Origin of the sequence: Streptomyces sp. NPDC090106 (assembly GCF_044747265.1) — a bacterium.
Classification (GTDB): Bacteria; Actinomycetota; Actinomycetes; order Streptomycetales; family Streptomycetaceae; genus Streptomyces.
In genome coordinates, this window is sequence record NZ_JBIVDS010000013.1 from 225,952 (window position 1) to 246,204 (window position 20,253).

Sequence of the window (20,253 nt, forward strand, 5' to 3'; positions counted from 1 at the left end):
CTCGTTCACAGAGGTGGGGTTGGACGCTCCGCTGATCCTCGTGATCGACGACGCCCATCGCAGCCAAAGCCTGTCCGCGGTGGCCGCGATGCTCGCCGACCAGCGGTTCGACCGGGTCCGACTGGTCCTCACTGTTCGCCCGGGCCAGCGCGACCGGACGCTCTACGCCGCCGGAGCCGAGAACCACGTCGGCGCCCCGGTCGTGCTTCGCCAGCTGGACCGCCCGGAGATCGACACCATCATCACGGACCACGGGATTCAGCGGAAGGAGTTCCGACAGGCCGTCATCACTCTGGCCGGCGGCAATCCCTTGCTCGCCCACACCGCCTGCCAGGTGGCCCTGTCCAATGGCAAGTTCGACTGGAGCGACGCCTCCGACCTCCTACGGGAACTGGTCGCCGACAGGCTCCGGGCGCTGGACGACCCTGACCTGCACCGGACGGGCGCGGTCGGCCTCGCTCTGCTGACCAAGGCCGGCGACCTGGCAGGGCACCACGGAGGTCAGGACATCGCCGTTCTCCACGGCGCGGTCTCCGGTTTGCCATCTGAGCCCGACCGGCTCGACCGGATCCTTGACAACCTTGCCGACGCCGGGCTGGTGGACACACCGCCCTACACCTTCCGCCCCGATCTTGCTGCTGCCGTTGTCCTGGCCGACGCCCTCACTCCGGGGGCCATGGTCCGGCTGGACACCAACGCAGCCCTGCGCCACCTGGCCACCCACTCGGGTCTCACCCCAGGGCTCACCCCGCAGGAGCACGCGGACGTTCTTGAAGCCGCGACGCGGCGGCTCGACCCGCAAATCGGCGTGCTGGCCGCCGCAGCCCGCGACAGCGGCAACCAGGCTGCTGCCTCGGCGATCACCACCTTCGTCCTCGGCCTGCTCCCCGAAGACGCCCACCTGGGCCACTGGGCCAGCGTCGTTCGCCTCGCCTCTCAGGCCGCCCCCGCTGATTCGACTCTTCTCGCGCAGCTCACCGAACGGCTGGCCCGGCGATGGCCGGTGCCAGCCTCCGAGCAGCTCTGGGGCGACACAGACGCCGTCGCCTACTACCGGTTCGAACTGGACCGCTTGTGTGAGGAGTTCGCCCGATTGGCAGGGCGCACCAACCCTGGGACCACCCCGGCGGCCGTGGCATCCGTGCTGGACATCGCTTGGCTGATGGATGCCGCCCGGCCCGTCTTCGGCGGCCACCAGCCCGACACCCTGCTGCGCACGTTCCATGCATGGACAGGTCCAAGAAACTGGCACAACGGACAAGCACTGATGGACCGCCGAGGTGCCCTGCTCGGCGCGATCTCGCGCTGGGTCCGCGACCGCACCGACGAACCACCACTGGGCCTTGACCCCGCGGACGCGGCCAAGCGGGGCCCCGAGTCCGTCGCCCGTGTCCTCCTCGCGGCCCTGCAGCCCTATCTGACTGTCACTGTCGAGCTCGTGCAGCGCGGAACGCCCGAGCAGGCAAACACTCTCAACATCAGCACCGCAGCGCTTCCTGACCTTCCAGAGACCCGGCACCAGCTCGACCAGGCCCTCGACCTACTCGAACCGCTGCTCGCCGAACCGGTCCTGCACCAGCCTGAGCACCTGAACCTCCTCAACGCGCTGGTCGCCGTACCCGAGCAACTGCGCCAGGCCGCGGGCCGCGGCCTGCCCGGCGACCACCACCAGAAGCTGCCCGCGCACGCCGAGAAGGTATTGGTCGAGGCTGCCTCGAGGTTTGCCGAGAAGATCGCCGCGCGGTGGACGGACCTTCCGCTGTCCGTTCGGCGCCGGGCGGTCGAGGCCGCGCTCGGAACAGGCACCCGCCGGACTGACCTTGCAGGAGCTGCAGTCAACGGCGAGCCCGTCGCGGTAGCGGCACTCGGCGACCCGGGGCTCTCGCATCTCCTCGTCGTTCAGCCGCCCAACACCTTCACCGCCACCTGGGCCGAGGACGTCGCAACCCAGAAGTCCACCGCCATCACGTTGGCCGGTCAGCTGACCACCGCGCAGGCCATCGGCCTGCTGGAAGCTGCCGATCCCTCCTTCTTCGGTACGGCGCGCGAGGTGCTCCCGGCCTTCGCCGCAGCGGTAGGCGAGAACGCGACTGACGCTGATCCCGTCCTGGACCGCATCGCCAGCGGGCCACTGCCAGCGGATGCTGCGCTGTTGGCCGGCCTGGCGACCCGGCACCCGGAGCGGGTCTGGCAGTGGGTTTCGGAACATACGGGTGACCCCAGGCTTGCGGGGCTCGCACTCGCGATGGCGGACGACCACCCCGAACAGGAAGAGAAGCTCCTCCGCGCTCTCGCGGACGCCGCAACCGGAACCGAGGCCGCTGAGCCAGCCGCCATCTGCACACAGGTCGCCCGGCATGCGTGGCACTGCACGAGATCAGCCGAGAACCGCCTTGGGTGCCTGGCCCTGATGGGCATCGAGGGGCCGGCTCAGGCAGTTCCCGAGGTCCTGGAGGCGATTGGGATGGTGCTCCACTCCAACGCCCCGGTGGACCCCGAAGCGGTGAACGCTTGCGTGGCCGTGCTGGAGCGGGGGCTCACCACTGACACCACCGGCCTCATGAACAACGACAGCCTCGGCCTCTTCAGCCACGGAGTGATCCAGATCGCTCGCCGGTCGCCCGAAAGGTTCGCCCAGGTCCTGGCAGGACATGTCCTCGTAGGTCGCCGCCTGCCAGCTTCCTGGACGGAGCACCTCGAGAGGCTCGACATTGCGGTGCGTGACGAGATCACCGCCGCGTTCGAGCAGCGCTGGTCGGCAGCACCGGCCACCGCCCCCGACGACTCCGTCGAAGACGCGCTGTGCGAGACGCTCACTGCGATCGGCAAGGACACCGAAGCCTGGTCGCGAGCACTAGTCGAGTGGGCTGGCGGACCGCCGAGCGCACGCCGCCGAGCGGCGAAGGCGGTTCACCTGGCCTGGTCGAGCAGTACCTGGGGACAGGTTGTCCCAGAGCTCCTGATTGCTGGGCTGACCCCTGAAAGCCAGGAGCTGATCCTGCACGGGTTGGCCGCGGTGAACGTCGTCTTCACCGACTTGGACGCGGTGATCCGCCCCCGCCGGGAGGCTGCGGAGAAGCTGAAGTCCCACCCCGACGCCTTGGTGCAGGCGTTCGCCACCACCGCGCTGAAACGCCTCGACAGTTCCGCCTCGGCCTTCCAGGGCATGCAGCAGCGCAGCCGCACCGGCTACCCCACCTGATCCGGAACCGCCACCAGCCCGGGAGTGCCTGATGGGCCTTCCGGGCAGGTGAGTTCGATCCCACTGGGCTCCCCGACTGCGTCGAGGAAGCCCCGCTGGACGGGGCCAGCAGCTTCGCCGCAGGGTGGGCCGAGGGGCCGCTGCGGCGCTGAGGGGTTCAGCGGCGCGTGACGCCGAACGCAAAGCCTGGACGCCGCCCTCGCGCCAGGCCCGCCGCCAGCGCTCCACCGACCGCTCGCTGACCCGCAGATCCCGGGCGATCGCCGATGTCTTCTCACCCGCCTCGAACCGGACCTCGGCCTCCAGACGCACCTGTTCACGAAACGCCCGCCGCTCAGCGGTCAGGCCCCCACTCTGCGCGTACCGCATGCCACCGGCATACCGCAGGGATCACTACCTGCCACCACCGACAACAGCACGAAAACCTCAGTAACCGCCTTGGCGTTTCCGCTTGGATGCCGTCAGCTGTGCCTCAGCGGTCCTCCACGATGAAGCAGGCCCGTTGGTAGAGCTCGTCGAATGTGATGACTTCGACGTCCTGGATGGATCGCCTGTACTGCTCGAAGGAGGTGATCTTCTCCGGGTTCACCGAGCCGCGATCGGTGAACTCGCTGAGGCTACCGATCACCAGCACTTGTCGGGGGCGGACGGTAGAGATCTCGATGTCGGTCGGGGCGCCGTCGTCCTCGTAGAGCTTGTGCAGCTCTCCGGTGACCAGGCGTAGGGCCTTGTGAGCGGTCTTCTGTACCTGCGCCACTGCGCCGACGACGTCCTTTGAGACCTGGTAAACGTCCGGAGGCCGGTACGGCGTGCTGGCCAGCAGAGGCGTCATATGGGTCTTGATTTCGCAGAGCAGCAGGCTGCTGATGAAGCCCTTGGAGCGCATGACGGCGTCACTGCGCTTTCCCACCCCGGTGAAGATGTTTGCACCGGTCGTGATGCGCTCCAGCTTCCCGTCGTTCAGAGGTTCGCAGGCCACGAGGTTGAGCCCATACCCAAAGATCCAGGGATTCTCTTCGAAGAGGCCCTGCCAGACTGCCTCTGGCCCTGCAGTCTGTTGGCGCTCCCGGTCGAAGTACTCCGGATCGGTCAGGAGTTGGCGGAATCGATCGAGTTGCGCCTTGCGGTTGCTGATCAGCCGGATGTCCTTCTCCGTGAGTGCGCCGCCGACGGCCGTCCTGACGGCTTCGAGGAGCGTCGTGCGGTCTTGGTCGGCCAGGAGCCGAGCCAACTCGGCTTCGTCGCCGACGACCAGCCGCAGGCTGCTGCTCTCAGGGATGTCTAGTCCGACGCAGCTCTGGAGGAAGCGGATTACCTTCCAAAAGCTTTCGTGGACATCGCTGGTGTCGACGAGTGCCTTGACGATCTGAGGGGCCTCGGTGCCAGGTATCGCTTCCATGGCTGCTGTCTTCGCAGTCTTGGTCTTGTCCTTTTTCCACAGTTTGATCCTGGGCGAAAGGAGGCCGTCCTTGTTGATGAGGGTGACATGGCACAGCGTGGCCACCTGTGGCCGGTCGTCGAGGAGGAAATCCGTGATTAGGCGGCCTCTGCGTGTGTCGTAGAAGTAGGGGAGCCCTTGACCGCGAATCTCGAGATCTGAGAAGTCCTGCGCCGTGACGTCGAACTCTGTGGACAGCAGGCCGATGCGGAGACGCCGTAGGACAGGGAGAGCGGGCTCGGCTGTCTGGTACCTCCAGTCTGGTGAGACGGTTGGCAGCGGCCCCATGTCGCCTTCGAGCACCAGGGTCTGGACGTCCTCGCGCTGGAGACGGGTGAGTACGGCTTCCAGTCGTTGCCAGACCGCGTTGGTGACCGCCTCCGTAAATGCAGGCCGGAGCACGGAGGGCACGGTGAGGACTGCCTCGTACGTGGCGTCCGTCCATCCGTCACCGGGAATGGGGTGGAAGAAGCCGCCGTCGCGGCGCAGCGTTAGTACAGCCGGGCGAAGCAGGTCTCGGGCGACTTCCTCGCCGTCACGGTCGAGGAGGCTGTAGACCTGTCCGAGGACGAGGTCGAGTTTGCCGGTGTCGTCGTCATCGAGCGGCAGTGAGACTAGCGGACCTGTGGCCGGTGCGAGGGCTGACGCGTATACCGGCCGCCCCGATATGAACTTGAAGGGGCGGAGGGTCCAGCCGTCCGGACCGAGGAGGCGATTCAGCTTCGCGACCCGTGGGGATGGGTGGTCAACGTCGGGGTGCACCTCGGGGTGCACGGACCGCGCCAGGAAGGCGAGAAGGACCTCGTCAGGGCCGTCGAGGAGTTGGAACTGGGGGTATTCGAAGACCCAGTCGTCAGACCAGTCGAGTGGGTTGTTGATCCGGTGCTGGATGATGTCTTCACGTGCCGTCGTGAACCGGGAGTCCGTCGACGCCAGCCTGTCGAGGTCGTACAGGGATTCCAGGAAGTCGATCTCGTCGAGCTTTCCCCACCAGGGGCTGCCCTCACCGCACAGGTAGTCGAAGATGCCGCGTCGCGTGAGCGTCGTGATCCTCTGCGTGCTCTGTGGTGCCGGGGAGGCGGCGAACTGCGTCATGCCCCCAGGATGGATGTCCGTCGACTCACCCGGCAGGCGATTGAACATCCTGGGTCTCTTTCAGACGTACGCAATCTGCTTTCTGAGCATGATCGTGCGGATCGGGTTAGGGGGACATGAACTCCGGCTAGCGCCCGGCATAGCCGGAACCGGGACGTCAACGCGCGGGCGGTCGTTGCCGGGCAGCGAGCGCTTCGATGATCGCCTTCTGACGGCAGAAGTCGGCGGCTTGCTCCGGGGTGGGCTCGTAGCCGGAAAGGCTGTCGATCTCTGCGAGAGCTGCTGGGATGTCGCTGGTGTAAGCGAGAGTGACCGCCCGGTGCGAACGCAGGCCAAAGATCAGTTCTGACAGATTGTACGTTTCTGCCGTAGGCAGGAGTTGACGTTCGAGGATGTTCAGGGCCTGCTGCATCCTGCCAGCGTTGACCAGGATGTCAACGACTTCCTGGCCGGAGTCGACTGCCTGGCGCCAAGCACCGGTGATCGAGTACAGCTTCCATGCGGGGATGGCCACGACGGTCTCGGGGCCGCTAGCTATGCCTTGGCGGCGGCGGGACTTGACTGACAGGGAGAAGCAGTCGGCGAGCCGCTTGTAGTCGTCGGGTGAGTCGCTGGCGTGGAGCCGTTCCTGCAGGGCGGCGATCGGCCCGTCGAGGTCGTCGAGATTGAGTCCCAGATACGCGCGGTACGCCTCGGCCACTTGTTGTGCCACCACGTCGGCACGGTCGAACTCGTCGGCGTGGTAAAGAGCTTGGGCAAAGCTGTAGCGCAGGGCCCGTTCCTCTGCGGATTCGCTCTCCACTTGCCGGAGGCCGGTGGTGAAAGCCTCCGTCAGGCGACGTACGTCCTTGTCATGGCCGTAGACGATGAACTGGCGGGCGGCCAGCAAAGCTCTCTCCCGCGGGCCGATGCCGCTGTCGCCGTTCACGGCAAGTCGTTCCATGGCGCTCACGTGGCGGGCGCATGCCTGCCAGTCGCCGTCATAGTAAGCCCAGGTGACCAGCGTGTTATGGGCTTCGAAGCGGATGACAGTGTCCCGGGCCAAGTTCTCGGCGGCATCCGCGACCGCGGCGCGGATCTCGCGGGGATAGCCGCTCTCGTAGAACCCCTCCTCCGAGGCGAGGTCGAGCAGTTCTTCAACCCTGCCTGTCTCGGTCAGCAGGCGCATCCAGCGGCCGAGCTGAGGGAGCCCACGCTGCCCTTCCAGCATCTGCAGGAGGGCGTCGCGGACCCTATGGGTGACGCCAATGGGCAGATCGTCCGCGGCGGAAGAGGCCACGGGGCGGACCACGTCGTGCAGGGTGACCCGGCCGTCAGCGAAGTCCTGCGTGAACCTGCGGGCGGCCAGGTCACGTACAGCCCTCGCTGCGTGAGCGGGCCGCAGGCCGGCCACCTCCGCGAGCTGCTGGAGCTCTGCGACGGCTAGGGGGACTTCCGCGATCGCTAGGAGCGCCGCGACGGTGCGTGCACGCAGTTCCAGGAGGTCGAAGGCTTCTTCCAGAATCCGTTCCTGGGCGGTGCCGGTGGTGTGGGTCTGGGCCTGTAGGGCGTCGCAGAAGGCAGTTCCGTCCCCGGCGTACGCGGTGGACGTCAGATAGGCGGAGTTGAGCACGTACAGCGGCAGGCCTGCGGTGAGGGCGAGGACGCGCTGCACAGTGCCATAGTCCACAACGCAGTCTTCGGCGGCGAAGACCGCGGCGACGGTGTCGATACTCCAGCCCGCCAGCGTCTCGGCGGTGATGCCGAGATGGGCGGCGAGCGGGATCTGCTCCGGTCTGGGGTGGCCGAGCAGAATCAGCCGGGCCGTCGGCAGGGCCCCAACCAGCATCCGCACCTCGTCGGGGGTGAGCTGGTGGACGTTGTCGACGACCACGGCGATCATGGTCCCCGCCTGGGCCAGCCGGGCATGCACGGCGCGCAGAACGGCGATGCCATAGGCGGCCGGCAGGGTTTCGGCCTCCGGCTGGGACAGATGCCGGGCAGCCAACTCCTGAGCCAGGGCGCCCGCCACGGAGGCCGACGGGATGCCCGCGACGTCGAAGTAGGTGACCGGATGCGGGCAGTGCGTGGCGGCGTGCGCCGCCCATGTCGTCTTGCCAGCCCCGGAGAACCCGACCACCAGCCGCACCGGCTCCTCACTCGTGAGGTCCGGCTCCCCGTCGTGCGGCCGGTAGACACCGGGTAGCTGCGGGAAGGCCTGCAGCTCCTCGACGAACTGCTCGTACAACTGCGGCAGTTTGGTCGCGGCGAACTCCTGGCCGTGGGCTCCGGTGCACGCGTATTGCACGCGGGCGGCGAGCTTCCACACCAAGGTCGCGCCGCTCAGCGACCCGAAAGGGAGCCGCTCGGCCTGCGTGGTGCACCAGTCGAGCAGGTCCGCCAGGTCGCGGCCCGGCACGGGCAGCCACCTCTCCGCCGGGTGTGGCCTTTCCGGTCCAACGAGCGCGACGTCTGCAGGCCAGGGAGCTTGCTGTGTCCTGGCGAGTAGGTCTGGGCCCAGGGCCGCGTTAGTAACGACGATCAGCCAAGGAGTGCCAGCACGTCGACCTGCGGTGTGTTCGGCACGGATGCCGTCGAACTGCTCAGCCGCGCCTCGCACGTCACCCCACGTCAGGTTGCCCTCGCGAGTCTTGACCTGTATGTACAGGTGCCGGTCGTCGAACACGATCTCGACATCCTCGTCGCGTTCAACTCGCAGCAGTTGCGCTTGGGCCTCCCGCAGACGCAGCAGGCACCCGGCTGCGTATAGATGCTGGTAGGTAAAGCCCCGATGCGTCGAGGTGATGCGCCGAAGCTGCTCGCCGTTGAGGACGTCAGTAGCCTCGCGAACACCCGGCGACCCGGCAGCCGGGGCTGCACGGCGCGTTCCGTCTCCCTGCACCACACCAGGGTAGTTGCCCGTACCGACAGCGACGCACGCCGAACGAGACAAGGCGTTCACCGGGACAAGAGGCTCGGCTGCGACCCCGGCCCTGTGGCTGCGTGAGGCCCTGGCCGCGGTTGGCGCCCGCAACGGCCGGCATCGCGGTGTGCACCGGTTCTGCGTTCGCGGGGTCGGTGCACCGCGCGTCTAGCGTTGCTGGCAGCGATTCCGTAGCTCAGCGATGATTGCCCTCTCGTGCGTGTTGAGATCCCCGTCGACGGCGGCGACCCTTTCGGCGGCGCAGACAACGTCACTGAGATCCCCAGGCTCGGCGTCGATGCGGTGCCATACCTCGTCCGGGTCGATGTTGACTACGCTGGCGAGTTGCTCGTCATCGACCTGATGCCGTTCCCGGGCAAGCCGCGTCAACTGCTGGAATAGCAGGCTCTCGGCGTCAGCGAGCTTGCCGTCCGCGTTGATGACGAGCCACGCGACCCACAGCATCAGCCGTGGGTGCCGCGTACGTCGGATCAAAGTGTCGGCGAGCTCGATCACCTCCGCCTCGGCGCGAAACACGGATTTGGCATAGCGTCCCGCAGCCAAGGTCGTGTAGCGGTTCACGAGGACGGTCAGGGGGATCCCGACGCCGGGGATGCCGAATTTGATGATGTTGCGTTGCAGCAAGTGTTTCCCGACAAACGGAAGGCTTTTCGCGGTAGCAAGGACCGGGCCGGAGTAGTACTTCTTGAGGACTTGACGGACCAGGTCGGGGACGAACTTCATGCTGGTGCGCGCGACCTCGCCGGACTTTACGCCGATTGCAACCCGGACGATTTTCATCATGTCTTCGGGATCGTCCACGTCCAGGGGAATCCGGTAGATCACCGCAATGTCATAGGCCAGACGCATTTGCAGTTGGGTGAGGTACGTCAAGTCAACCATGAAGGTGACGACACCGGCCGGAACAGTGGCGGGGCTGGCGCCACCCAACGACCCGATGGTCGCGGCGATCGTCCCGTTGTAGAGGCTGGAGGTGATCCCGCCTTCAATCATCGCGTTCTTTGCCGCCAGCTTGATTTGCTGCCCGACGATACCGTCCGCGGGCACACCTCTGTACTTCTGCTGGAAGTACTCCCAGGTGGCTTTCTCGGCGTACGACCGCAGCGCTTGGGCGCAGAGTTTCGTGAACCAGCCGCCCGACTTGATGTCGCCCGCGCTCAGCCCTTCGACGAACTCCCGCAGTTTGGCGCGCTCTTGTTCGACAGCTTCGCGGTCGGCATCGTCGTCGTCGACGGTCGCGGAGCCGGGCAGCACTTCGGTCACAGCGGATCCCCTCCCAGGTGGTTCAGCGACCTGCAAGGTTGCCAGATATGGGCAGAGGAGCGGTGGCACCCGCACGATCCCACCGCTCCTCGTTGTGCGGGGTCAGGTTCGACGTCGTCGGGTGAGGTCGGGGACTGCCGTATGGCCGACCAACTGGCCTCTCAGGTTCCTGTTGGTCTCCTTGAGCCGGTGGTTCTAGATCTCCAGGACTTGGACGGTCCGGGCCATGAGTTGCAGTTGAGCGCGCAGGTCGTCGCGTTCGGCGCGGACTCGGGCCAGGTCCTGCTGCTTGGCCGTGCAGGCCTGGGCGGTCTAGGACGACACCGGCAGGAGGGGATCGTGGGCCTTGACCAGGCTGAGAAAACCCGAGTTCGGAGTAGTCGTACATGGCTAGTGTGTCAACTGTGCGAGACGAGACCTGGGAGCCTGCTGTCACGGTTGACGAAGGACTCAGCCGCAGAGCGAAGGCGTTGGCATGTACCGCCCCGTTGCACGAGCTCGACGCCCGTAAGGGCATGATCGAGTGGGCCGAGGCGAAGACCTATCTGATGGCGGAGATCGCTCTGTACACCATCGACCAGGTCGCGATCACCATGGACTTCGACACGGGCGCCAGTCACCAGCACATCGTGGACCGAGTCCAGCGGTTCGTCGCGCTGCAGGCGTCGCAGCGCCCAGCCAAGGAGCACGCGCGGGTCACGGCCTGGGTACTGGAGAGTCTGATCAATGTCGGGGACGTGGATCGCGCGTTCCGCCGCCCGTACGGGGCGGTGGACGCCGACGGCGTCTACCGTGTGCACACGTTCGACTTCAAGCTCATCGAGGAGCGCAGGGACGCCACGGGCAAGCTGTACCTGCGTGCCTCGCACGAGGCTCTGAACGTCCTGGTCGGCGCCCTGGACACCGACGTCGAGTCCGCCCAGGTCGCCGCCGAGGTGAAACTCGACAACCTGATCAGGCGGGGCCAGCTGGCAGACGCCAAGCAGATCGCCGAGCAGGCGCGTATCCGTACGATCCAGTACGGGGAGATGATCCGGGTCCAGCTGGACGCCACCAAGCGCAACGTGCAGGCGGTGGACTGGCAGGAGAAGGTCCCGAAACTGCTCGACGACGCGCTCGCCCACGTCGAGGAACGGGTCAAGGCCGAGCGGGCGATCGCGAAGTACATGGCCGAGGCACGCGACGAGGCGGAGGAGCCCGTGCGCAAGAGTCGGGCGGCGGAACTCGTCGAAATCGTCGAGGACTGCGTACGACGCCACATCAAGCTCCACACCCACCTCATGGGAGCCCGGGACCTGTTCCGGGAGCAGCAGGATCGCCAGCAGTTCGCCGACACTCCCCAGCGCCAGACCCTCGACCTGTACGGCCACCTCCTCACGCCTGCTCTCGACCTGCCGGTCACTGATGTCTCCGGATTAGCCGACGGATACTTCACGGATTCCTCGGGCCCGGTCGTCCGCGATCTTCCGGACCTGGCCACCCTCGTTCCCCTGCTGCTGCGCCCGGCAATGGAGCGCACGCGGTTCGCGGGAGAAGTCCTCGAACCCGACCTGGAGACGTTGGAAGAGCAGAAGCGCTTCACTAACCGCCAGTGGGAACAGGCCAACGCGCTCCTCGACCTGCCGGACGAAGTACGCACGCTGTCCGGTCTTCTAGACGAAGCGGCAGCCCTCGACCCCGAGCTTCCCGAACTCGTAGCACTCCTGGCGTTGCACGCGTACGGTCCGCAAACCGGAACAGCCCTGCGCCGCGGAGATCCCCGGGTCTTGGTGGCCGTGCATGCCGACGCCGGCCTGGACAGCCAGGGCTTCGAGGGAGACGACCTGCTCCTCACCACGGCACGGCTCGTGGACCCGGCCACGGCCGACGGCCCGGAACCGACCACGAAGAACACCGGAGGCGACAACCGATGAGCGGGGTCCTCGGCACCTACAGCGAGCACGACGCGGAGGAGGCGGCACGGCTCGTCGGATACGGCCTTCGCCCCAGGCTGCGTCCGCACCGGGACGCCGACTACGCGGCCCTCGTCCGCCGCTATGACGAGGAACCGGCGTTCGAGCAACTCGTGAGAAGGAGCGCGGCAGGCCTCGGGCTGCGGGTCATCGGAATCACCCAGCGTGCCGGTGCCGTCTTCGGGGCTCTGCCGGGCTCGGTGTTCGAGACCAAACTCGATCACTACGCACGGCAGGCGCGCCAGGCCCATCAGCGAGAGGCAGAGCGGGTGCTGCACGGCATCGCCCACCTGGCCATCGCCGCCTGCTGTTTCCCGCGGCCCGAGGACCTCGCCGACGACGGCTATGTCGGCCAGGCCACGGTTCCGACGGTGGACCAATTGGTACGTCACGCATGCCAGGAACTATCCGAGCGTGTGGCCGGATCGGAGGAGAACAGCGACCCCATGACGGACGCCCTCGAACTGGAGCGTGCCTGGCGCGTGTACTTGCGCAGACCCGAGGCCGGCTCGACCAGCGACGGCCGCGTCGCCCCGCCGTCCACCGAGGCCATCGTGGGCAAGGCCCTTCGCTACCTGGTCGACCAGGGCATGTTGACCGAGACCGAGGACGACGAGCGCTCGGTCAAGGTCTACCGCACGACCAGCCGTTACCAACTCCAGGTCCGCGAACTGGCAGGCGTCCAGGCGTACGACGGGTTGCTGCGCCTAGGTGCCCCCGCAGGACCGGCTGCCGCAGGCATCGTGCGGGTCTCCGATTCCGGCACGCTGTACTGACGGGCTCGGGCATGGAAAACTCGATGAACTACGAGCTCTCCCGGATCCGCCTCTGCTCGGTCGGCCCCGCGGGCGCACGGTTCCAGGATGTGACTCTGGACCTCAGCGGTGCCGGCCGTCCGGTCGCCCAGGAGCAGGCGGATCTGTTCGATTCCGTGACGCAAACACTGCGTCCGTCGCCCGCCAGCGTGCTCTTCCTCGAGAACGGCGGCGGCAAGTCCGTGCTTCTCAAGCTGGTGTTCTCGGTGCTGCTCCCGGGGCGGGGCCTCGTGAAGGGGGCCGACGACCCCCGCCTCCTCGACAACTACGTGCTGGCCCAGGACGTCTCACACGTCGCTCTCGAATGGACGCACGCGGTGAACGGCCGGTCCCTTGTCACCGGCAAGGCGATGGCGTGGAAGAACCAGACAGTCTCCAAGGCCGCCGACAACCTCCAGGAGGGGTGGTACTACTTCTACCCCACCGAGACGCTGGCCCTGGACACTCTGCCGATCACCGACGGCGGACGCCGCTATTTGTCCTTCGACTCCTACCGCAATGAACTGCTCGAACGCAGTGACGAGGACCCCCGTCTGGGACTCGACTGGCCGAAGTCCCAAACCGACTGGACGGAACGTCTGGCGAAGGTCGGCATCGATTCCGAACTCTTCCGCTACCAGCGGGTGATGAACAAGGGTGAGGGTGAGGCGGTACGCGCGTTCGACCTCGACTCGGACGCGAGCTTCGTCGACTTCCTGCTCAAAGCCGTGATCAAGCAGGACAGCCTGACCGAGTTGGCCAAGTTGGTGTCCCAGCACCTGGACAAGCTCGCCCGGAGGCGGAGCCTGTTGCTGGAGCAGGAGTTCGTGGAGCACACAGTCGAACTCCACGGACCGCTAATCGAGACGTCACGCGCGGAGGCCGAAGCACGGAAGCACGTCCAGCAGGCCGAGGAGGGCCTGGTGAAGTTCGCCGGGCAGCTCAAGCGTCGCGTCCAGGACGACGACACCCGCCTGGGGAATCTGGAGCAGGAGGCGACCCGTCTCGCACGGGAACGGGACGACGCCGCGCGCTTGGCCAAGCGGTGGAGCGCGACCGTGGCCGAGCAGCGACTCAGCCTTGCCGCGATGCGTCTGGAGGAGGCCAGGGCTCTTGTCGCGCGGGCGTCCACGGAGCGGGACGATGCCAACGCCCTGACAGCAGGATGGCAGGCGACGGCCGTCGTACTGCGCCACCAGGAGAAGACCGGCGAGGCGACCCGGCTGCGTGAGCTGGTCAACGCAGGCGAGGAACAGGCCCGCCCTGCCTTCGAGGCGCGTGAGCAGGCCGCCAGGGCTTTTGCCGCCGGGCTCTCGGCCCTTGTCCGCAAAGCCGGAACCCGGGCACGCGATGAGGAGGAGGCGGCGCGTCAACGTGACGAGGCCGAGGCGAAAGTCCGCGGCGAGCGAGAGGAGTCGCTCAAGGCCTCGACCGCAGCGGAGGCCGAGCGGCAGAGCCTCGTCCAGCGTATGGAGGCGGTCCGTGCAGACGCCCAGCAGGCCGTGGCCGACGGACTGGCAGCGGACACGGAGGCGCTGCCGCAGGCCGCCCAGGACGCACAGCACGCTCTCGAAGCTGCACGCAAAAGAGTCGAGGCGCTGGCAGAGGAGGCGGAAGCGCTCGCCGAAGAACACCTCGAGGTCCAGCGGCTCCTGGACGACGCGAAGGAGAACGAGGGGAAGGCACGTCAGTCTGCCGAACGCCTCCAGGACAGGCTGGAACAGGCCACAGGTCCCAAGACGGCACTGGAATCCGAGCCACGGCTGACCGAGCTCCTCGACGGCGAACGAGTCGACCTCGACCAGGACGCGCACCTCCTGGTCGAGCGTCTTGCCGGAGCGATCGCCGAAGCCGAACGGGAACACGTTGCGCTGCGGATCGAGGACGCCCGCGACGAGCAAGCCCGGCTGGCCCTGGCCGATGGGCGGCTGCTGCCTCCGCCGGCCGTCGTGACCGAAGCCTGCCGGATCCTGAGGGACCGGCAGATCGACGCCTGGCCGGGCTGGGAACATCTTGCGGACTACCCCCAGCGCAAGCGCGAGGAGTTCATAGCCAGGGCTCCCCATCTCGTCAGCGGCGTCCTGCTGAACTCCGGTAGTGATGTGAGTGAGGCCCGTGACATCCTCGCCGCGCTGACACCCCAGCCCATCGCTTACGTGGCCGTGGGCACCAGCGAGGCACTCGAATCCCTACAGGCCGGGCAACCGGACGGCGTCGCGTTCACGCTCCCCTTCCATCCCGCGCTGTACGACCACGACGCAGCCGAAACCGAACACCGGGCCGTTGAGGAGCGGTGCTCCCAACGGATACAGCGCCTCGCCGAGGTCGTGGCCTCCAAACGCAGGGACGAGGAACTCAGGCACCGGATCGCCACATGGCGGGAGAGCTACCCGCCTGGTGCCGTCGCAGCCCTATCCGAAAGGGCTGCTGTGGCCGCCGAGGATCTCGCCACGGCGGAGAAACTCACAGCCGACCGACGGCGCGGCGTCACCGACCTGGTCAAGCGGCAGACACAAAACCGGACAGCGCAACGCACGGCCGCGAGCGAGCGGGACCGTCTGAGGGCGGTGAGCGACAGACTCGACGACATCGCCCAACGACTGGCCCAGATCCCGGGATGGTCAGACCTGGCCCGTGCCGCCGAAGTACGACGAGATCAGCAGAACGAAGCAGCTGACCAAGCCCTGATTGCCGCGGACGAACACCGCCGTCTGGCGAAAGAACACAGGAACACAGCCGGTGAACAACTCCGGATCAAGGAAGACGCGCTCAAGGAACGGGCGGCACTGCCCGGCGCGCAAGGTGTCCCTGACGAGGCGGATGCTCCACACGAGCCCATTGCTTTGCTGCGTAACACCTACAAGACCGCATCCGACAACTACGAGAAAGCCAATGTGCCGGATGAGTTGCGCCGAAGTCTCATCCGGGCGGAGGCGGAGGAAACGGAGTCCAGCGACGAGTACTCCACCCTGGACGATACTCCTCGTGACCAGGCCCACCGACTCCTGCTGACTCCGGAGGCCTCCGACGCGACCACCCGCGCACAAGCCCTACGGCGCGCGGGCCGTAGGCAGAAGGCGGCCGAAGAGGCGGTCGGAAAGGCCCAACTCGCCCAAGGACAGCAGGAGAACGCCCTGAAAGAACGGGAGAGAGAATTCCGGGTGTTCGTTTCGGAGAGCGTTGCCCCCATGCCCCTGGAGCGGCAGCCCCGCGACATCACCGCATGTCAGGAAGCGGTCGAGGAAGCCCGGTCGAAGCAGTCAGCCGCCGCGGATGCGGAGGCTTCGGTGACCTCCCTGCACACAGCGGCCGGCCTGGCATGGGAGGCGGCGAAGGACACCGCCAAGGAGTTCACCATCCTGGCGGAAACCCTCGCGGCTCTCACTCCCGAGGAGGCCGCCGACGAGCCGTTCGCGGATGACGCCGCTGCGGCACGCCACGAGCACCGCCGACTCGACCATGCCAGGAACACAACCCGGGACGATCTGGCCAGACATGAGCGGAATCTGCGCAAGGCGATCGAGGGGCTGAAGAAGCACGCGGGCGCCGACAAGTACGACTCCCTGAACATCCCCGTCCGTCGCCAGATCCTGATCCTCCCGCCCGAGGAACTGACCGCCCAGGCACGCGGCTGGGACATCCCCCTCACCTCGCGGCTGCGGAGCCTCACCGACGACCTGAACCAGATCAGCAGACACCGGCAAGTGATCATCGATCACCTCAAGGGCGAGGTCGACAAGGCCCTGGCCGTCCTACGGTCGGCACAGCGCCTGTCCGCGCTACCGCGCTCCCTCGCCGAATGGGCCGGCCAAGAGTTCATCCAGTTCAACTTCGACAGGCTCAGCGACGAACTGCTCACGGCCCACCTGGGACAGGTGGTCGACGAGGCTGCCGCCGGCGTCACCAGCGACGGACGCAAGACGCGGCGCGACGGTCTCTCCCTGCTGCTGCGTGGCGTGCACACAGCCGTCCCCAAGGGATTCCGGGTGTACATACTCAAGCCCGACAAGGTCCTGCGAACGGAGCGCGTACGGGTGTCCAAGGTCAAGGAGATCTTCTCCGGCGGCCAGGAACTCACTGCCGCCATCCTCCTGTACTGCACGATGGCGGCCCTGCGAGCCAACACCAAGGGCCGCAGACGCGACCGCCACGCAGGCGTCCTCTTCCTCGACAACCCCATCGGACGGGCCAACGCCGACTACCTGCTCGACCTGCAACGATCGGTGGCGGAGGCGCTCGGAGTCCAACTCGTCTACACCACAGGACTCTTCGACGAGAACGCGCTGGGACAGTTCCCCCTGATCATCCGGCTGCGGAACGACGCCGACCTGAGGGCCGCGCGCAAGTACCTGGTCGTGGACGAACTAATCCGCAACCACCTCGACCGTCTCCCTCCCACGGACGGCACCGGACGTCTGTCCGCCGCCAGGGTCTTCACCCGCGACGCGGAAGGTGCCGGAGAATGACGCGGGAGACACCGACTGACGCGACCGCACTGCGCCGACGGGAACGTGAACTCCTCGCGCTCCTGCGACAGTGGGCCAAGGACAACAAGCGCAGAGCCGACACCAAGACGCAGATCCCGCTGGACGCCGTACTGAATGCCTTCCGAACCATCCGCAACCGCAATCCCGAAGGAGAGTTCGAGCCGGCGGTGCTCGACGGCTGTCTGAAAGTCCTCGAACAGAATGGTCTGATCAAGGCTTTCCAGGACAGGACTCCCGAGACGGTATCCCTGCCGGTCAGTATTTGGCTCCTGCCCGAGGACCGTCCCGTCCGTACCGAAGAACCGATGCCACGCTGGCATCACGAACTGAGCTGGCTCGCCCGAGAATGGCAGCGAGCCACTCCCAAGCAGCGGACCGCCTACACAGCCCTCAACCTGTGGCGCAAGAGTGACCCGGACCTGTTCGCCGTACCGATCCGCGAGCGCGCCCTGGAGATCTTCGGCACCTTCGGTTCCGAGGCAGACTTCCCCATGCCCGAGAAGACCTTCGACGAGCTGAAGTCCGGGCCCCTTTTCTCCGATCCGGACCGGCTCGACGAGGTCATCCGAACCTTCCGGCCGCCCCCACCGCTGCTCACGGAAACCTTCCCCCTGGAGGAAACGGATGGCCGGTACTGGCGGGTCGGCACCGGTGACGTCCTGCTCGTTGTCGAGAACTCGACCACTTGGTGGTCCCTCGTCAAGTGCCTTCCCGAACAGCACCGCCTTGGATATGTCGCGTGGGGACTGGGCGGCACCTTCCGAGCCTCAGTCCGGGCCATCACCGCGGAGCACCGCATCTCGGAGATCCGCTACTTCGGCGACCTGGACCTCAGCGGTGTACGCATCCCGCTGAAGGCCTCCCACACGGCATCGCAGCTCGGTCTGCCCGCCGTGCAGCCCACCGAAAAGTTGTACGAAGTGCTATTGGACCTGGGGCGGCCCCGTAACGCCAAGGAGGCTCCGGCCAGTGCGGCGGAGGCCACACAACTGGCGAGCTGGCTTCCCGCACAACACCGCGCGGAGACCGTGGGACTGCTCATGGAAGGCAAACGACTCGCTCAGGAATGGGTCGGATATCGCTACCTGCAACGAAATGCAGATTGGTACACGGATGTTCGCTGACGGATCTGGACACTGCGGTACTCGGTCCCGGGACCCGCGCGAAATTCTGGCCGGTCTCGATTATGTGACCGAGAGTCTTCGTTGGCGAATCATGGTCTGAGATGTTCCGTCAGGAGCGTGTGGAGGTGTCCTGTTGGCGGATCTTGCGAGGGGTAGTCGGCAGATCATGATGGTGGAATTCACTGTGTGTGAGCATCATTGGGTGGCTTCACGCCGCGGCGACGCCCATCAGCCCAATTTCCTGTGGTGGTCGCTGTTCTCCAGAATGCGACCTGTCTCATGAGACAGCGTATGGCGCGTCCCGCGACGCCTTCGTAGGTGGCAGTTCAGGCGGGATGGCCGGGGTGTTGGTGGATCCAGGCGAGGCCGGTGGGGTCAAGGTGGTGGCGGGCGCGGGTGACGGCGACGTATGCCAGGCGGGCTTCTGCCTCGTCGACGGGCTGGGGAACGGGATGACCCTGGGAATCGACCTCGTCGGTGTCGGGCGGCGGCGTGAAGTCGGGTGCGATGCGCACCCGGGCCCATTCCCGGCCTTTGGCTTTGTGGGCGGTGGAAACCGTGACCTCGGCGTCGTCTTCGCGAACGAGTCGGTCGACGGCTTGGAGGATGGCGTCTGGGCCGTGCTCGTCGATGAGGTTGGCGAAGGGCTGCAGGTCGCTGCCGGCGGGGTCGTGCTCCGCGTAGTCGCGCAGGGCCATCCAGGTGGGGAAGAGCACGAGCTCGGGATGGTGGGCGCGGCGTCCCTGGATGAGGTCGCGGGCGGCCCATGCCAGGGTGCGAAGGGAATCGCCGCCGCCCACCAGCGCCGTTCTGGTGCCGGCCGCGATGAGAGAGAGGATCTCGGTCATCGCGCCGATGTTGGTCCGGCATAGCACCGCATCCGGGCGGCCTGCACGGGATCCGACCGTGGTGGCGATGCCGGGTGTCCCGGTCAGGCGGATGGGGACGTTGCTGAGGGTGAGCCAGCGGTTGGCCTCGCTGGCGAGCGCGGGGCCGAATCGGAAGGACTGGGTGAGCGTCAGATGATGGCCGGTGAACCTTGCCATCACGTCGCGTGCGCCGCGCCAGCCGCAGATGGCTTGTGCGGAGTCGCCGACCATGACGATCTGTGCGCGTTCCTGCTGAGCCAGGACGATCTGCTCAAGGACGGGGTTGGTGTCCTGGGCCTCGTCCAGGAGGAGGAAGTCGCCGTGCAGGACAGGCTTGGTCAGCGCCCACATCTTCAGGTAATGATCGTGCTCGAAACGGACCATTCCGCCGAAGGGGTCCTGCAGGTCGGCCCAGGCCTTCGCCGCGTACGGCAGGATCAGGTCGGCCAGTTCAGCATGGTCCTCGTCGTCGAGGCCCCGCAGGCGTGGAACGTGATGGTGGGCCAGTTCTGCATCGGCCGACTGACAGAAGCGGGTCACCGTCCGCAGGGTGGCGTTGGAGAGCGTTGCCGGCATCAGCCCCGCCCGGCCGATATCGGCAGGGGCGTGCAGGCCCAGGTCCTGCCCGATCCGCCAGCCGGGCCGCCGAGGGCCGTTGAGGCGGCCGCGGTAGCGGTGTCCGAGGGCGGCGTAGGCCAGTGAGTGGGCCGTCTTGCACTGGACCGTCGACGGAAAACGGGTGGCGGCGTCCAGAGCGATGGCGCGATTGAAGGCGAGGTAGCGCCCACGCCGCTGCGGCATCTGCTCCGCGAGAAAGACGAGCGTGGACGTTTTTCCTGTACCTGCGCCGGCCTGGATGGCGAGATGGCTGCCGCTGCGGAACGCCTCGAGGGCGGCGGCCTGTTCGTCGGTCGGGGAAAAGGGCATGGGACAGATCTCTCCGCAGGCTCGAGGCCCACGCCAGCGGTACGTGGGCGCAGGAAAGGGCCGCACCTTGGGGAAGGTGCCGGAGTGAAAAGTGCCAACTGACGCGCCCGCCATCTAAGCACCCGCCGCCCGGTCCCCTCGATGAGGTGACAGGACGGCGACAAGAATCCGAATCCAGG

At 66.8% G+C, this 20,253-nt stretch carries 9 protein-coding genes; 4 read left to right on the forward strand and 5 right to left on the reverse strand.

Translation table 11 applies throughout. The features are described 5' to 3' along the window. Positions 1-2,854 precede the first annotated feature (2,854 nt). From ACIPSE_RS35565 to ACIPSE_RS35580, 4 genes are all read right to left on the reverse strand, one after another. A complete protein-coding gene (locus ACIPSE_RS35565; RefSeq protein ID WP_401671310.1) occupies positions 2,855-3,571 on the reverse strand; it encodes a helix-turn-helix domain-containing protein in 717 nt (238 codons plus the stop codon). A 103-nt stretch (positions 3,572-3,674) separates the two neighbouring features. After that, positions 3,675-5,735, reverse strand: coding sequence for a Shedu anti-phage system protein SduA domain-containing protein (locus ACIPSE_RS35570; protein WP_401671065.1), 2,061 nt, complete (start codon positions 5,733-5,735; stop codon positions 3,675-3,677). Positions 5,736-5,892: 157 nt separating this feature from the next. Next, positions 5,893-8,616: a dsDNA nuclease domain-containing protein gene (locus tag ACIPSE_RS35575; protein ID WP_401671067.1), complete on the reverse strand. Its 2,724-nt coding sequence runs from the start codon at positions 8,614-8,616 to the stop codon at positions 5,893-5,895. Positions 8,617-8,805: 189 nt separating this feature from the next. Beyond that, entirely contained in the window at positions 8,806-9,921 is a 1,116-nt protein-coding gene (locus ACIPSE_RS35580; protein WP_401671070.1) for a hypothetical protein, read from the reverse strand. Positions 9,922-10,409: 488 nt separating this feature from the next. Here ACIPSE_RS35580 and ACIPSE_RS35585 point away from each other — a divergent pair, with 488 nt between their 5' ends. From ACIPSE_RS35585 to ACIPSE_RS35600, 4 genes are read left to right on the forward strand one after another with little or no spacing between them, the layout of a single operon-like run. Further along, positions 10,410-11,834 carry a hypothetical protein gene (locus tag ACIPSE_RS35585; RefSeq protein WP_401671072.1) on the forward strand — a complete coding sequence of 475 codons (1,425 nt, stop codon included), beginning with the start codon at positions 10,410-10,412 and terminating at the stop codon, positions 11,832-11,834. Continuing rightward, positions 11,831-12,649, forward strand: a complete 819-nt coding sequence (locus ACIPSE_RS35590) for a hypothetical protein (RefSeq protein WP_362722814.1) — start codon at positions 11,831-11,833, stop codon at positions 12,647-12,649. The genes ACIPSE_RS35585 and ACIPSE_RS35590 overlap by 4 nt, the downstream gene beginning before the upstream one ends. A gap of 23 nt (positions 12,650-12,672) precedes the next feature. After that, a complete protein-coding gene (locus tag ACIPSE_RS35595) occupies positions 12,673-17,133 on the forward strand; it encodes a hypothetical protein (protein ID WP_401671075.1) in 4,461 nt (1,486 codons plus the stop codon). Further along, a complete protein-coding gene (locus ACIPSE_RS35600; RefSeq protein ID WP_401671078.1) occupies positions 17,130-18,278 on the forward strand; it encodes a Wadjet anti-phage system protein JetD domain-containing protein in 1,149 nt (382 codons plus the stop codon). Before ACIPSE_RS35595 ends, ACIPSE_RS35600 begins: the two co-directional genes overlap by 4 nt. Positions 18,279-18,604: 326 nt before the next feature. On the opposite strand, the gene ACIPSE_RS35605 is transcribed toward ACIPSE_RS35600, so the two are convergent. Next, positions 18,605-20,074: a UvrD-helicase domain-containing protein gene (locus tag ACIPSE_RS35605; RefSeq protein ID WP_401671080.1), complete on the reverse strand. Its 1,470-nt coding sequence runs from the start codon at positions 20,072-20,074 to the stop codon at positions 18,605-18,607. Between the last annotated feature and the right edge of the window lie 179 nt (positions 20,075-20,253).

What these genes read in the sequence shown, in the direction of transcription:
- ACIPSE_RS35565 (WP_401671310.1), bottom strand. Translation starts at nt 3,571, where the DNA reads ATGCGGTACGCGCAGAGTGGGGGCCTGACCGCTGAGCGGCGGGCGTTT.
- ACIPSE_RS35590 (WP_362722814.1), top strand. Translation starts at nt 11,831, where the DNA reads ATGAGCGGGGTCCTCGGCACCTACAGCGAGCACGACGCGGAGGAGGCG.
- ACIPSE_RS35570 (WP_401671065.1), bottom strand. Translation starts at nt 5,735, where the DNA reads ATGACGCAGTTCGCCGCCTCCCCGGCACCACAGAGCACGCAGAGGATC.
- ACIPSE_RS35600 (WP_401671078.1), top strand. Translation starts at nt 17,130, where the DNA reads ATGACGCGGGAGACACCGACTGACGCGACCGCACTGCGCCGACGGGAA.
- ACIPSE_RS35595 (WP_401671075.1), top strand. Translation starts at nt 12,673, where the DNA reads ATGAACTACGAGCTCTCCCGGATCCGCCTCTGCTCGGTCGGCCCCGCG.
- ACIPSE_RS35605 (WP_401671080.1), bottom strand. Translation starts at nt 20,074, where the DNA reads ATGCCCTTTTCCCCGACCGACGAACAGGCCGCCGCCCTCGAGGCGTTC.